This window comes from Pseudomonas sp. Pseusp10, assembly GCF_059492225.1.
The window spans coordinates 2,902,210-2,915,011 of the sequence record NZ_CP168528.1 but is presented as its reverse complement, the minus strand read 5'-3'; the positions used below and the strand labels follow the sequence as shown (position 1 = coordinate 2,915,011).

At 56.7% G+C, this 12,802-nt stretch carries 12 protein-coding genes; 5 read left to right on the top strand and 7 right to left on the bottom strand.

Annotation, left to right across the window (positions count from 1 at the left end):
• Window positions 1-65: 65 nt before the first annotated feature.
• Both ACEN8Z_RS13140 and ACEN8Z_RS13135 read right to left on the bottom strand, forming a co-directional pair.
• Window positions 66-737: a phosphoribosyltransferase gene (locus ACEN8Z_RS13140; protein ID WP_008000776.1), complete on the bottom strand. Its 672-nt coding sequence runs from the start codon at window positions 735-737 to the stop codon at window positions 66-68.
• Window positions 738-931: 194 nt separating this feature from the next.
• Window positions 932-2,290 (bottom strand): MATE family efflux transporter, encoded by a 1,359-nt coding sequence (locus tag ACEN8Z_RS13135; protein WP_495597912.1) that lies wholly within the window; start codon window positions 2,288-2,290, stop codon window positions 932-934.
• A gap of 312 nt (window positions 2,291-2,602) precedes the next feature.
• Between ACEN8Z_RS13135 and ACEN8Z_RS13130 the strand changes: the two genes are divergently transcribed.
• The gene (locus ACEN8Z_RS13130) at window positions 2,603-4,081 is read left to right on the top strand and encodes a DUF1254 domain-containing protein (protein ID WP_495598125.1); all 1,479 of its coding nucleotides are present in this window, start codon (window positions 2,603-2,605) and stop codon (window positions 4,079-4,081) included.
• A gap of 56 nt (window positions 4,082-4,137) precedes the next feature.
• Here the strand turns inward: ACEN8Z_RS13130 and ACEN8Z_RS13125 are convergent, their stop codons facing one another.
• Window positions 4,138-4,461, bottom strand: coding sequence for a low molecular weight protein tyrosine phosphatase family protein (locus tag ACEN8Z_RS13125; RefSeq protein WP_495597911.1), 324 nt, complete (start codon window positions 4,459-4,461; stop codon window positions 4,138-4,140).
• Between the two features lie 499 nt (window positions 4,462-4,960).
• Between ACEN8Z_RS13125 and ACEN8Z_RS13120 the strand changes: the two genes are divergently transcribed.
• Window positions 4,961-5,233 carry a hypothetical protein gene (locus ACEN8Z_RS13120; protein WP_495597910.1) on the top strand — a complete coding sequence of 91 codons (273 nt, stop codon included), beginning with the start codon at window positions 4,961-4,963 and terminating at the stop codon, window positions 5,231-5,233.
• 487 nt (window positions 5,234-5,720) lie between these two features.
• Here the strand turns inward: ACEN8Z_RS13120 and ACEN8Z_RS13115 are convergent, their stop codons facing one another.
• The 4 genes from ACEN8Z_RS13115 to ACEN8Z_RS13100 all read right to left on the bottom strand — a co-directional run bounded on the left by ACEN8Z_RS13115 (window position 5,721) and on the right by ACEN8Z_RS13100 (window position 8,706).
• The gene (locus ACEN8Z_RS13115; protein WP_495597909.1) at window positions 5,721-5,993 is read right to left on the bottom strand and encodes a hypothetical protein; all 273 of its coding nucleotides are present in this window, start codon (window positions 5,991-5,993) and stop codon (window positions 5,721-5,723) included.
• 17 nt (window positions 5,994-6,010) lie between these two features.
• Window positions 6,011-7,765 (bottom strand): S-type pyocin domain-containing protein, encoded by a 1,755-nt coding sequence (locus ACEN8Z_RS13110; RefSeq protein WP_495597908.1) that lies wholly within the window; start codon window positions 7,763-7,765, stop codon window positions 6,011-6,013.
• 505 nt (window positions 7,766-8,270) lie between these two features.
• A complete protein-coding gene (locus ACEN8Z_RS13105; RefSeq protein WP_495597907.1) occupies window positions 8,271-8,456 on the bottom strand; it encodes a hypothetical protein in 186 nt (61 codons plus the stop codon).
• Between the two features lie 55 nt (window positions 8,457-8,511).
• Window positions 8,512-8,706, bottom strand: a complete 195-nt coding sequence (locus ACEN8Z_RS13100) for a hypothetical protein (protein ID WP_008000757.1) — start codon at window positions 8,704-8,706, stop codon at window positions 8,512-8,514.
• A gap of 275 nt (window positions 8,707-8,981) precedes the next feature.
• Here ACEN8Z_RS13100 and ACEN8Z_RS13095 point away from each other — a divergent pair, with 275 nt between their 5' ends.
• The 3 genes from ACEN8Z_RS13095 (at window position 8,982) to ACEN8Z_RS13085 (ending at window position 12,687) form a co-directional block, all read left to right on the top strand.
• Window positions 8,982-9,116, top strand: a complete 135-nt coding sequence (locus tag ACEN8Z_RS13095; RefSeq protein ID WP_008047147.1) for a hypothetical protein — start codon at window positions 8,982-8,984, stop codon at window positions 9,114-9,116.
• A gap of 296 nt (window positions 9,117-9,412) precedes the next feature.
• Window positions 9,413-10,909: a methyl-accepting chemotaxis protein gene (locus ACEN8Z_RS13090; RefSeq protein WP_495597906.1), complete on the top strand. Its 1,497-nt coding sequence runs from the start codon at window positions 9,413-9,415 to the stop codon at window positions 10,907-10,909.
• A gap of 179 nt (window positions 10,910-11,088) precedes the next feature.
• A complete protein-coding gene (locus ACEN8Z_RS13085) occupies window positions 11,089-12,687 on the top strand; it encodes an ArnT family glycosyltransferase (protein ID WP_495597905.1) in 1,599 nt (532 codons plus the stop codon).
• Window positions 12,688-12,802: the final 115 nt, after the last annotated feature.

Below are 12,802 nucleotides of genomic sequence, written 5' to 3'. Positions count from 1 at the left end.
CAAACAACCGGCCTTTATTCCACTTCACACGGAGATTTGCGACCACCTGCCGATGGCCGTCAGCGCTACCCGCACTCCCCGCGTTGCCACGCCCGTTGCAACAGCTCGATTACCTCGGCATCCGAGGTCTGGGAAAAGTCCATGTACCAATGGCCAATCGAAGTGAACCACTCGGGCAGCAGCGGGCAAACCAGCTCATCCACCTCGCCGCGCAGCGCCTGCGCCGTCTCGATCGGCGCCACCGGCACTGCCACCACGATGCGCGATGGCGCCTGCACCCGCAGCGCCTGGATCGCCGCCCTCATCGAAGCACCGGTGGCCAGCCCATCGTCGATCAGGATCACCACCTGATCCTTGAGCTGCACGGACGGCCGCGTGCCGCGGTAGACCTTCTCGCGGCGCAGCAGTTCGCGGGTTTCCCGTTCGACCACGGCGTCGAACGCGGCGCGATCAATCGGATGCACCCGCAGTGCCTCTTCATTACGAATCTGGATACCGCCGCTGGCAATCGCACCCATGGCGTACTCCGGATGGGACGGCACGCCGAGCTTGCGCACCAGCATCAGGTCCAGGCGAACCTTCAGCGCCGTGGCCACCTCATAAGCCACCGGTACGCCGCCACGGGGCAAGGCCAGAACGATGACGTCGGGGCGATGTGCGTAAGGCAGCAGCGGCTCAATCAAACGCCGCCCGGCCGCGGGCCGGTCTTGCAGGATGGAATGGGACAAGGGGCTCATTCGAAAACCTCCCCAGGCGATCACGCCTGTCGGTGAATCCTGCTCCCACTGATGAAGTGCCTGATTTTCAGTGTGCACAAGACTACAAACACCACAGTCCCTGTGGGAGCGGGCTTGCCCGCGAAAGCGTCAGCACAATCAACATCTACACCACTGAACCACCGCTATCGCGAACAGGCAATCAAAAAAACCGCCTACACCAACCGCTCAATCTTCTGATGCTGCCACACCAGTTTGTAATACAAAGTCTGCAGCACCAGCATCCCCAGATACGCCACCGGAAACGCCATCCACACCCCTTGCAGCCCGAACTTCGCGTCCAGCAGATACGCCGCCGGCAACTGCACGCCCACCACGCACACAATGGAAATCGCCACCGGCACCATCACTGTGCCGCTGGCGCGCATGATGCCGCCGATGATCGCCTGGAAACCAAACACCAACAGGCTCCAGAGCATGATGTGCAACAAGTGCCGGGCCATGCTGCGCGTCGCCTCTTCGGTCAGGAACGACGCCAGCAACCACTGCGACAGCAAGTAACCCAATACAACCAGACCACCGGTCAGGCACACGTTGATCATCAACCCCGTGCGCAGAATCGGACCCATGCGCTCGATGCGCCCGGCCCCGATCGCCTGCGCCCCCAGGATCGACGCGGTAATCGCAATCGACAGCGCCGGGAACTGCACGTAATTGACGATCTGCGTCACCGCGCCATACGCCGCCGTCGCCTGGGAACCGTGCCGGTTCACCAGGGCCAGAATCACCAACTCCGACAGCGACAACACCACCATCTGCAACCCGGTGGGCAAACCGATGCGCAACACCTTACCGAGAATCGCCATGTCCAGCTTCATCGCCGCAAAGAACTCCCGATCCGGCGCCAGCGGATGGCCCTTGCCAATCAGTCGCCACGCCAACAACCCCATCGCCACCAGGTTACCCACCAACCCGGCAAACGCCGCACTCTGAATCCCCATCGGCGGCAACCCGATCCACCCGCGAATCAACGCCGGCGTCAGCGCCAACCCCACAATGGTCGACACCACCAGCGCCAACAACGGCGACAACGTATCGCTCACCCCGCGCAACAACTGCGTGAACAACACAAACACCAACAGCGACGGCATGATCCACAACATCACATGGGCATACGCCACCGCATCGTCCAGCACATCCCCCGGCGTCCCCAACCCCACCAACGCCGACCGCGCAAACACACTCCCCACCACTGCCGCCGCCAACCCGATCAACAGCCCCAACAACAACGTCGCCCCGGCAATCGCCTTCACCAGATGCGTCTCCCGCGCGCCCCATGCCTGCCCGATCAACACCCCGGCGCCAGCACCGAGGCCGATGACCAGGGCGATGAAGAAGAAAACAATGGGGAACATGCCGGATACGGCCGCCAGGGCTTGGGTGCCGAGCATTTGGCCGATGTAGATACTGTTGACGGTACCGGACATGGATTGCAGGAAGTTCGACAGGACCATCGGGGCGAGGAAAAGCAGGTAGGTTTTCCAGAGGGGGCGTTGAGGGTTTGGGGTTTGCATTGGATAGAGGTCCATCTCGACGGCGGGAGGGCTGATTGACGATAGCTTCGGTGAGTCAAAACCAGGGGGCAAAGAACATCTCAGGTCTGTGTTTATATTTCCAGCAAATGCTTGCGAGCGCAGGTCGCGGAGTAATCGAAAACGGGTGCCGAATGCGGTGCCCGGCAGGCCTCATGAACCCGCTGCCTGCTTTTTCCGATCAATGATCTATGCTCGTGTACGGCAGTAAACCAGCTGGAGCCCTCGGCGCATCCAATCGCTGATCAGGACATCCAGGGCAGAGAGGACTGTGGTGACGGGAGCAACACTATGATGAAACCGGAATATTCAACCTGCATGAAATGGATCGCAATCGCTGCCGCCTCGGCGGCTCTGATTGCAGGCTGCGCCAGCCAGAACGATCCCGTGGCCCAGGCCGGGAAAGCCGATGCAGCCAAAGGCATCGCCGCACCCAGCCTCACCGAGACGAAGGCCATCGCCGAGGAAGCCTTCATCTACGGACTGCCGATCGTCATGAACTATGCGGTGATGTATGAGTACGCCGTGGACAAGAACGGCCCACAGTTCAAGGCCCCCTTCAACCAGATCAAGAACGAACCCCGCGTCTTCACCTACCAGGACACGGCCGTTGTCACCCCCAACAGCGACACCCCCTACTCCTTCCTCTGGATGGACCTGCGCGCCGAGCCAATGGTGCTCACGGTACCGGTAGTCGAAAAGCAGCGTTATTACTCGGTGCAATTGATCGACGGCAATACCTACAACTACGGCTACATCGGCAGCCGCGCCACGGGGAACGGCCCGGGCAACTACCTGGTGGTCGGGCCTGACTGGAAGGGTTCCACGCCACCGGGCATCAACAAGGTCTTCCATTCGACAACGCCCTTCACGGTTGCAGGCTATCGAACCCAGCTCTTCAATCCCAAGGACATGCCGAACGTGATGAAGGTGCAGTCGGGCTACAAAGTCCAGCCGCTGTCGGCGTTTCTGAAGCAACCGGCGCCGCCTGCATCGCCGGTAGTCAATTTCCTTCCGGCCACCACAGCGGGGATCAAGGATAACTTCTTCGAGTACCTCGATGCCGCGCTCCAGTACGTGCCGCCAACGCCGGAAGACAGGGAGATTCGGGCCCGAATCGCGCGAATCGGCATCGGGCCGGGCAAGAGCTTCGAGTTCAAGGATCTCTCGCTTGAACACAAGGCCGCCGTCCTGCTCGGCATGAAGGAAGGCGACGAAAAGGTGGACAAGTGGTTGTCCGGCGGACTCAAGGACGTCAATGGCTGGAACATCGGTTCGTTCTTTGGCGACCGTCATTTCTACAACGGCAACTGGCTGATGCGCGCGGGCGCGGCCAAGGGCGGTATCTACGGCAACGATGCAGTGGAAGCCACTTATCCCATCACCCGCACCACAGCGCTCGGCAAGCCACTGGACGGCAGCAAACACAACTACACGCTCACCTTCCCCGCCGGGCAGCTGCCGCCGGTGAACGCCTTCTGGTCGGTGACCATGTACGACGGCAAGACCCAGCTCCTGATCAAGAACCCGATCGACCGCTATCTGCTGAACTCGCCCATGCTGCCTGGCATGAAGAAGAGCAAGGACGGGGCACTCACCCTCTACATTCAGCGGGACTCGCCCGGCAAGGCGCTGGAAGGCAACTGGCTGCCCGCACCCGACGGCCCGATCTACCTGGTGATGCGCCTCTACTGGCCCAAGGAGACACCGCCTTCGATCCTGCCGGCTGGCGAAGGAACGTGGAAGCCAGCAGGCATCGTGGTATCGAAATAGAACCGGGCGCGCCAGATCGCACAGCCCCCCGGCATTTTCCGGGGGGCTGCCCTTTCTCAGGAAGGCAAATACCGCGTCACACTCGCGTCCAGCAGCTTGATCAGCGCAGGCTCCATGAACTGGAACTCATCTGGTATGTTCAGGCAGACGATACGTTTGCCTGTCAGTTCGGAGAAAAATCGCGCTGTCAGTTTTTGTCGATGGATCGGCTCCATCACACATATCAAATCAGCCCACTGCAGCAGCTCAGGGCTCACGGAAACAACAGCCCCGTAGTCGACACCTGCTGAAGCTGTTTCCACGCCGGGCCAATCAGCGAACCGTTGCTCGGCCGACGGACTTCGCAGCCGATTCTGGCTGCAGATGAAGAGAACGTTCACATCGGATGACTCCAACCAGTGTTCGTCTCCCGAGGTGGGAACGGGACACTGTTTTATGTTGAAGCAGATGGTGCCTGCCGTCAGCTACCTTGGGTCGTGGCGGTTGGTGGGGTTGAGAGCACTGCAAATTATCGCTGCTGCTCTGTGTTTAAATTTTCAACAAAGAGACATGAAAGGTCTGAGGTTTCATCATCACAGGTCCTACATAAAGCTCGGAATCCCTCACCTTCCTCGCTGATTCCATGCGGCCTATAGTCAGCCCCGTCGCCCAAATGGCGATTCGGGTTTGGCGACCTGATCATAGAGAATGCGAAGGCTATCCGCTTCATTGCAGGTATCATCGCACCCGCAAAGCCGCTGCTATGGCGGCTGTGCGCGGGAGACCCTCGGGTCTGCCGGTTTTCTCTATTGCCGGTTCGCCAACCTGCGCACAGCTGCCACCCATTCGTTTGGCGACGACTGAGTGACGGCATAAGCCAATCAAATAGAGATCTTCAAAATGAATCGATACATGCCCCTCACCGGAATCGACCTGGTTCCGGCTTCCCTGCTCATCGATACCCAAGCCCCACTCGACGTCCTGCAAGCCATGGCGGATTACCGCATTCGCACGGTCACGCAGGTGCTGGAGAACATTGCTTATCGCGCCGAGATTGGTTGCGACACGGTGGTGTTGTCGGACTTTTCCAAACTGCTGGTCATTCCGTTGCGGGATGGTTGTGACTTGATGGATGTGATTGGGCGGCGGTTGCGGGCGCAGGTTGCGGAGTAAAGAAAAACGAGTGCTCTCGCGCCTAATGCCTATCAGTTAAGCGGTAATGCGATCCGTAGCAGCTGCCGAGCCCGCGAGGCTGCGTTCGGCTGCGAAGCAGTCGTGAGTCCAGCTGACGCGGCCTGCCTGACGTACCGCGATTACTGATTTTACGACTGCTTCGCAGCCGAACGCAGCCTCGCGGGCTCGGCAGCTGCTACAAAGGGTGTCGCGGCTGAAATGGCTTAACTGATCGGCATTAGGTGCTCTCGCGCCCGTTTTATTGCTACTCCAGAAAGGGGTTACCCGTCAGCTTGATTCGAGGCCGCGAAAAACCAATCAGGCGAAGATACTCAATATGCCCGTAACAAAGAGAAGAGCCGCTGGGTAGCGGCTCAACCTGGGAAACCTTCGAAGATTTAAACGACTGGACAAGGGAGCCGGACGACCACGAAATGATGACTACTGTCACCGTAATCTGGCACCTGCGCTCAGGCACTTGGTGCTGTCAATCGAAGGTATATTTGCCTTCGAGCATGAATGCCGGCTCTCTCCAGTTGGGTCCTCTCACTACTATGCACCCATTATTTTTTATAAAACCGGCATCACACATTTTCTTGACAAGGTTCAATAGCCCTATGTTGTTCTCCACATGCGCCCAGTTAGCCCGATTATAAAGGCCATCAAGCCGAGGAAAGGAGATACCCAATTCATTTTTGGTAAGAAATAGAATTACCTCTTCAGGCTTCTCGTTTAGTACGATGTTTTTTATGACGCTCATCGTTTTATTCCTCCAATTTACCTGGACTCTCTGTCCGTTTGTTTGTTGTCTGCCTCTATAGCCTCGGGCGTGTAGAGTAATTCAAAATCATCTTTTAGCTTGTAGTCTTCCAGCGTCGCGGCGTGAGTATTGTTCCAAATAACACCGTCGTCATTCGGGTTTACACCGTCAACCACACCTAATGCTCTGAAACGTTCCAGCTCTCTGAGTTCATGAGTATAGAAGCGTTTGTCAGCATCTGTGATTACCAATTCACCCAGCAGAATTTTTTTCAAGCGAAAAATCATAATGGCATTGGCGTCCGAAGGACCAAAGCGTCCAGTATGTAATTTTACCAGGTCAATACCCGCCTGGGTCACGGTAGCACTTGTCCAATCGAGATCGAGTATTGGGCCTCCGGCTTTGGCGGGATTGAAAAATCGACCGCTGTATTTTCCCCTTGTGGTTGCTCCTTCATAAGGACTATTAAAAACAACGTAGATTGGCGGCAGACCGCTTTCAATCGGAAAACAGTAAATGCAATCCCTGAAATCAGGCAATTCGAACGCAGGTAAGGTTTCAGGCTGCACAAGCAATTGCGACAGCGTCACTCCAGTGTAAGTCGGTACTTGCGCAGGTCGGGCGGGCGAAGTTGTCGAGCCGTCTCCCAAGTGAATAATGGGAAAACTGAGGATAATGGGCGGAGTATCGTTTGACGTGAAACTGTAGCTACTGGTCGCTGGATCGAATGCCAATGCTCGCACTGGCACTTTTGCCGAGACACTCCCTCCAGCCGGGGTTGCAACGAGTGAGTATTGGTTAAGGTCGCCAACAATCCGATAAGGAAGGTCAATGGTTCCTTCGGCAGCGGCGATTGCATTCAGGTTTGACGGCAGCTTTGGCAAAAAAGTGCTACCGGATAGTGTGAGAGCTGTTTGAGGAAAGCGTTCGCCGTTAGCAAGAGCAGGTGAATAGAACAAGGCCCCGATCCCAACGGCAGTGGCCCGACTGAGAAGTGCTTCCCCCAACCCTGCCAACAACTGGATGCCTTCATGGATCAATGCCCTGAAGGTCCAACCGTCGGCGACATGGATGGCAATGGCACCCGCCACAGTTCCAGCCTTTGCGCCATTACCAATGGGTAACCTGTAGGTGTAAGCGACTTCGCCCCTTGCCAAGGCGCGATGGATTGCAGCGTCTGCAGTTGTGGAAGCGTCCTCCAGAATGGGGATGGCTTCGACCAGGATTCGTTTAACGTAGGCGGCAGTTAGCGATAATAGGTATTCTTCATAAAAGCTTTGTCGCACTGCCATATCGTCTTCTGCATCCGAATTCGATGCAAATACTGCGGCACTCATTTTTCTGTCTAGCGACAATGCGTCTAAACCATTATATAGTAGTGCATCGTGCCAACTCCTGTGCATTCTGGCCCTTTGCAGAAGCTCTACGATGATCGCTTTCTTTTTTAAGGCAGCTTCCAATGCATTGAACTCCTGCCCATCAATGGCTGCGACTATGCGTTTTTCTAGATAACCTCGAACATTCGGTGTAGCACCAGAAAAAGCACTCGTTATCTGATCGTGCACCGACAGCCCTATCGCCTCCAACTTTTGGTATGCGTAACCGGGGTTTCCGGTACTCTCAATACTATGAGGCGTAGTAACTTCCGGGACAGTCCCATCCCAAAACAAAATACTATCGAAGCTTGAAGGAAAAGCCCGGGATTCCGTAGTTTGAACCGGCCGAGACTCAGACGTTATTAAAGGTGAATGATGAGCAACTGGTTTTTGCATATGGCACTCCATGCAACAATATTAATTCCATAGAATAGACAGCACAAAAGTTACGCCGCAACAACGTAGAAACCTCAACACTTAAACATTAACGACATGCGTCGTGCGCGAAAGATTACATTAAGCCAAAACAACCTCTGCGGTTTCCAGCAAATTCCTCACAGCAAAAGTGCCGAATTCAATCTTCCATATGCGGACTATTAAAACAAAGGAACTGATTTATTTTTACGATACTGTTTAAACAATGAAGACGTCGTGCTCGGGCCTTACGCAGGTGCTGGAGAGCATTGCCTACCGATCCGAGATCGGTTGCGGCACGATGTGCTGTCGGATTTTTCCAAACTGCTGGCCATTCCGTTGCACGATGGTTGCGATTTTATGGATGTGATTGGGTGGCGGTTGCGGGCGCAGGTGGAAGAGTGACTACATTTGGGTGTCGAAGGCGTCTGTGTTCTTCTTTTTGTCTGTCCTCAACGACAGCTGAGTACGGCGGAAGGGTAAAAGACTAGATCAGTCGGACAACAATGGCGATGACAACAAAGATTGCCAGAGCCAGGGCGGCACCGACGCTGAACGGCACCACAGCAGAGCGGATCGCGTTCGGGGCGGGTCTACGCATCTCTTCGGCAAAAGCTGCAACGTCGCGGTGCAGTTGTTCAATGCTGGATTGATTCGTATGTTGTGTAGACATGCTGCTACTTCCTGTGTGGGTCACGAGTCGTGTCTGCTGCGGCGAGTACGAATGCTCAAAACTTCGCCCAAAGGCTGACAGCGGCGACGATAGCGGTCACCATACCAGCCCCCACCGCGATCGGGTACCAGAAGGTCTCTTGCCTGAGCTTGCGTTCTTCTGCCGTGAGTTTTCGGGTTTCGGCCATGGACCTTCGGATTTCGACTTGCAGTTTGTCGAGCTCCAGATTGTCGCGGTCGTTTTGTAGCATGGCTCATCCCTTCGGGCTTTGCTGTTCAAAAGGTTCTCCCCGAACAGCCGGTGATCCCCTCCTTTCTGCCCGGTCAATATTTCCCGTTTTTCACTTTTTGGAATAGTGGGTTACTCCTGCCAAAGTTGTAGGCAAAATCCGAGAATCGAGCCGAAAAAGAAAAGCTGATCGCTCACAACACATCCCCCAAAGTGCCAATCGATCCTGCCCACAGTCAATTAGCTAAACTTCATGAGTAAACCACGTCGCGAAGCCCTGACAGTCAGGAGGCGAGCATGAGCAAACAACCTCAACCCCAAAGCCGCTCCAACCCCCAACCCAGATCCCGTCCGGTTGTGCCAAGCCTGCCCGGCAAAACCGGCAACAAGTCCGGTGGCTTGCGCGGCAACTATCCGCCGAAGAAGTCGTAATGACCTCAGGTGTACGACAGGCTTTGCAACGGAGTCTGTCGTACACCCCGTCACTTCAGCATTACTTGCCTCTATATCGGACATTGTTTTGCGCAAACGACGTCGTAACTGCCAAGAATGATGGCCAAGGGCTACGCTCTCCACGGTTTCTCAAATACTCCTCGAGCACGCCGCCAACAGATTCTCATCCCTGACTCTGAAAACGTCTGCACCCTTAACGCACCCAGCTTTTCGCGATGTCCCGTGTTGCCATAAACCCTGCATTTTTCTGGCTCATTTACATGGAGTAAGCGTACATGCCCTTCCCCCCTCGTTTCCTCGACCACTACCGCAAAGCCGACCGCATCATGCTGGGCCTGATCTGGCTGATGTTCGCTTTCGCTATCGGCCTGGCGTTCTGGCATGACACGTTCAAGCAGGCGCTGCTGGTGGGCGGTGGCACCAGTGTGTTGTTGACCGTGCTGTATCGCGCCATCGGCGGGTCGCGGTTGATGCGCTGTTTGCTGGGCGTTGGCTTGATGGTGATGGCGGCGTTGCATATCAATCAGGCCGAGGGGGTCATTGAGTCGCACTTCGGGATTTTTGCGTTGTTGGCGGTGCTGACGTTTTATCGGGACTGGCTGCCGATTCTGGTGGCGGCAGTGGCGATTGCGCTGCATCACGTGGTGTTTCATGTGCTGCAGCACCAGGGTTTTCCGGTGTATGTGATGGCGCATCACGGTGGCTGGACGATGGTGTTCGTTCACGCTTTTTATGTGGTGATGGAGACGGTCGCGCTGCTCTATCTTGCGGTGCACAGCCAGGCCGATGCGGTGGAGAGCCAGGACATGCTGGACAAGATGCTCGCCACCACGTCGCAGTTCACCGCCAATGCCGAACAGAGTGACAAGGCGCGGGAGCATGTGTCGCTGGCGCAGCGTTTCGATCAGTTTTTGATACAGATCACCGCGTTGGTCGACGGGGTAGTGCGTGACTCTCACGGCTTGGGTCAGTTGGGCCAGGAGTTGGCCAAGGCGAGTAATACGCTGGAGAAAGGCGCGAAGCATCAGTTGAAGGAAATCGCGCAGATGACCGGGTCGATGCAACGCATGGGCGATGCGATGGAGCACATCGTGGTGCATGTCGAGCATGCCGTTGAACATGCCGGCCAGGCCAGTGCGCAAGTCACTCGCGGTCAGGAAAGCGTGAACCGTGCACGGCAGGAAATCACCCAGTTGGCCTCGCGCCTGGAAGGTACCAACCAGACCGTGCAGGAGCTGGCCGGGCAGGCGCAGCAGATCGGTTCGGTGCTGGAGGTGATCAGCAGCATTGCCGAGCAGACCAATTTGCTGGCGCTCAACGCGGCGATTGAAGCCGCCCGCGCCGGTGAGCAAGGCCGGGGCTTTGCCGTGGTGGCCGACGAAGTGCGCAGCCTGGCGCAGCGCACGGCGGTGTCCACCAAGGAAATCAGGACCATTATCGAGGCCTTGCAGCAAGGCAGCCGCAAAGCCGTGGAGGCCATGCAGGACAGCCGCGAAGGTGTGGAGCGTTGTGTCGAGGACAGTCAGTTGGCGGCGGCGATGTTGCAGGCGGTTGGCAGCGATATCTCGCAGATCGATGAACTCAATGGGCGGATTGTCACGACGACCCGCGAACAATCCACGACGAGTTTCGAGATCGTCGGTCGCTTGCAATCGGTGCAGAGCATTGCGCAGAACACGGCGGATGATGTGGAGACGCTGGCGCTGAGCAGTCGGCGTTTGCCGCCTATTGCCACACGGCTGGATGCACTGGGGCGTACGTTTCATCAATGATGGCGTCGTGGTTTACATGAACAATTTTTCATCTTGTAAATCACAGCCTTACATCACTTGATGGAGCAACCAAGCCTCAAACAGAACTAATGGTTTATTCGCAATCTACTGACAATCCCATCACATTCCGCCGGATAGCCTTGTTACTCCAGCCGCTTCACGCAACGTGCGAAATAGTGATGAAAAATTCGTTAGTCAGGTTTCTGAAAAGTGACCAGGGTGCGCTGATCCTTCTGCTCGGCGTATCCGCGTTTCTATTGCTGTTCGGGTTGGGGGCAAGGGAGCTTTGGGGCGCGGAAACGCGCTGGGCGAACATCGCGCTGCAAATGTTGCAAACCGGCGATTATTTCGACCCTTATCTCAAGGGGATGCCCTATTACGACAAACCGCTGCCTTCCTATTGGTTGATTACGGCCACTGCCCACTTGATGGGTGGCCTCGGGCACTGGTCGCTGCGCTTGCCTTCGGTTCTGGCGGCGTGGCTGAGTGTCTGGCTGGTCTATCTGATCGGTGAACGGCTCTTTAGCAAAGGCACCGGTCTGATGGCCGGCTGGTTTCTGGCGACGACGTTCTTTTTCGTGTTCTGGGCGCGGGTCGCCACGGCCGACATTTTAACCGTTTGCGGTGTTTTGGCGGCTGTCTGGTGGTACTGGCGCGGCCCGAATGACACCCGGCTGAGTCGCTACATCGTATTTTTCCTGATGCTGGCACTGACGTCGCTGTTCAAGGGATTGATCGGGTTCATCCTGCCGGGGCTGATGCTGTTGCCGCATCTGCTCAGCGAGGGACGCTGGAGAAACCACCTCAATCCGCGCCTGTTTCTGGCGATCCTGCTGGGCGGTGTGGTCTACATGCTGCCGTTCATGCTGTCGCACCGCTATGGAACGCCGACTTATGGGCCGAGCGGGCTTGGCCTGGTGTTCCAGGAGAACGTGGTTCGCTTCTTCAAGCCGTTCGACAACATCGGCCCGATCTATACCTATCTGCTCTATCTGCCGGTGTACACCCTGCCCTGGGCACCCTGCTGGATGCTCGGCCTGTGGGTGGCCCTGCGCAGTTGGAAGTACACCGAACCCAACGTTCGCTGGCTGATCCAGGGCCTGGGGTTGCTGTTTCTGTTCTTCACCGCCAGTGGCAGCCGACGCAGCTACTACGTATTGCCGCTGGTGCCGTTTGCCCAGCTGCTGGCGGCCTGGTGGGTCACCCGGCGCATGGCCGCGCGTCAGGCGGCCGGTAACGTCAGCGGGCCGGGTTGGGCGAAGGGTATTGCCGGAGCGGCAGGTTGTTTGTTTTTGATTCTGGGCGTTGCCTATCCGTGGACCAACGGCGGTGCTGGCGGTGTCATGCAGTTCACCCGGGATGTGCGTGCAGAAGCGATCAAAACGGCGCCGTGGAACGAATGGCGCATGGTGCTGGTGGATGTCGACAACAAGCTACCCATGTACCTGCAAAACCATGGCGCTGCGTTCTACTACGTGCTCCCGGATTCGGACATTCCGCAAACAGGCGACAGTGCTGCACTGATGGCGTGGCTGGAAAGGAAAAGTGGCGAGACCTGGAACCCTGAACGCACGATCATCGTGGAGCAGTACAAGGATATCCATCAATTGCCTCTGGACTATCTGACGGCCGACCATCAGTTGATCACCACCAAACCCAACAACGGCGCCCGGTTGTTTCATGCCCATGAAAATGGCAGTGCGGCGTTTGTTCCCAATGGGAAAACGATGGGAATCCCTGTGGCCGGGCAAACTGCGGCGCAAGCCTCGGTTCAATAGATGTATTGAGGTGATCAATCAACGAAACAGGGCGCCTTGCAGGCTAATGCCGATCAGTCAGGCGAACCCAGACGCTACACCGTCCTTGTAGCAGCTGGCGTAGCCTGCGTCCGGC

Coding starts and splice junctions, on each gene's coding strand:
- ACEN8Z_RS13130 (WP_495598125.1), top strand. CDS start 2,603: ATGAAACCGGAATATTCAACCTGCATGAAATGGATCGCAATCGCTGCC.
- ACEN8Z_RS13135 (WP_495597912.1), bottom strand. CDS start 2,290: ATGCAAACCCCAAACCCTCAACGCCCCCTCTGGAAAACCTACCTGCTT.
- ACEN8Z_RS13100 (WP_008000757.1), bottom strand. CDS start 8,706: ATGCTACAAAACGACCGCGACAATCTGGAGCTCGACAAACTGCAAGTC.
- ACEN8Z_RS13090 (WP_495597906.1), top strand. CDS start 9,413: ATGCCCTTCCCCCCTCGTTTCCTCGACCACTACCGCAAAGCCGACCGC.
- ACEN8Z_RS13095 (WP_008047147.1), top strand. CDS start 8,982: ATGAGCAAACAACCTCAACCCCAAAGCCGCTCCAACCCCCAACCCAGA.
- ACEN8Z_RS13115 (WP_495597909.1), bottom strand. CDS start 5,993: ATGAGCGTCATAAAAAACATCGTACTAAACGAGAAGCCTGAAGAGGTA.
- ACEN8Z_RS13085 (WP_495597905.1), top strand. CDS start 11,089: ATGAAAAATTCGTTAGTCAGGTTTCTGAAAAGTGACCAGGGTGCGCTG.
- ACEN8Z_RS13110 (WP_495597908.1), bottom strand. CDS start 7,765: ATGCAAAAACCAGTTGCTCATCATTCACCTTTAATAACGTCTGAGTCT.
- ACEN8Z_RS13105 (WP_495597907.1), bottom strand. CDS start 8,456: ATGTCTACACAACATACGAATCAATCCAGCATTGAACAACTGCACCGC.
- ACEN8Z_RS13120 (WP_495597910.1), top strand. CDS start 4,961: ATGAATCGATACATGCCCCTCACCGGAATCGACCTGGTTCCGGCTTCC.
- ACEN8Z_RS13140 (WP_008000776.1), bottom strand. CDS start 737: ATGAGCCCCTTGTCCCATTCCATCCTGCAAGACCGGCCCGCGGCCGGG.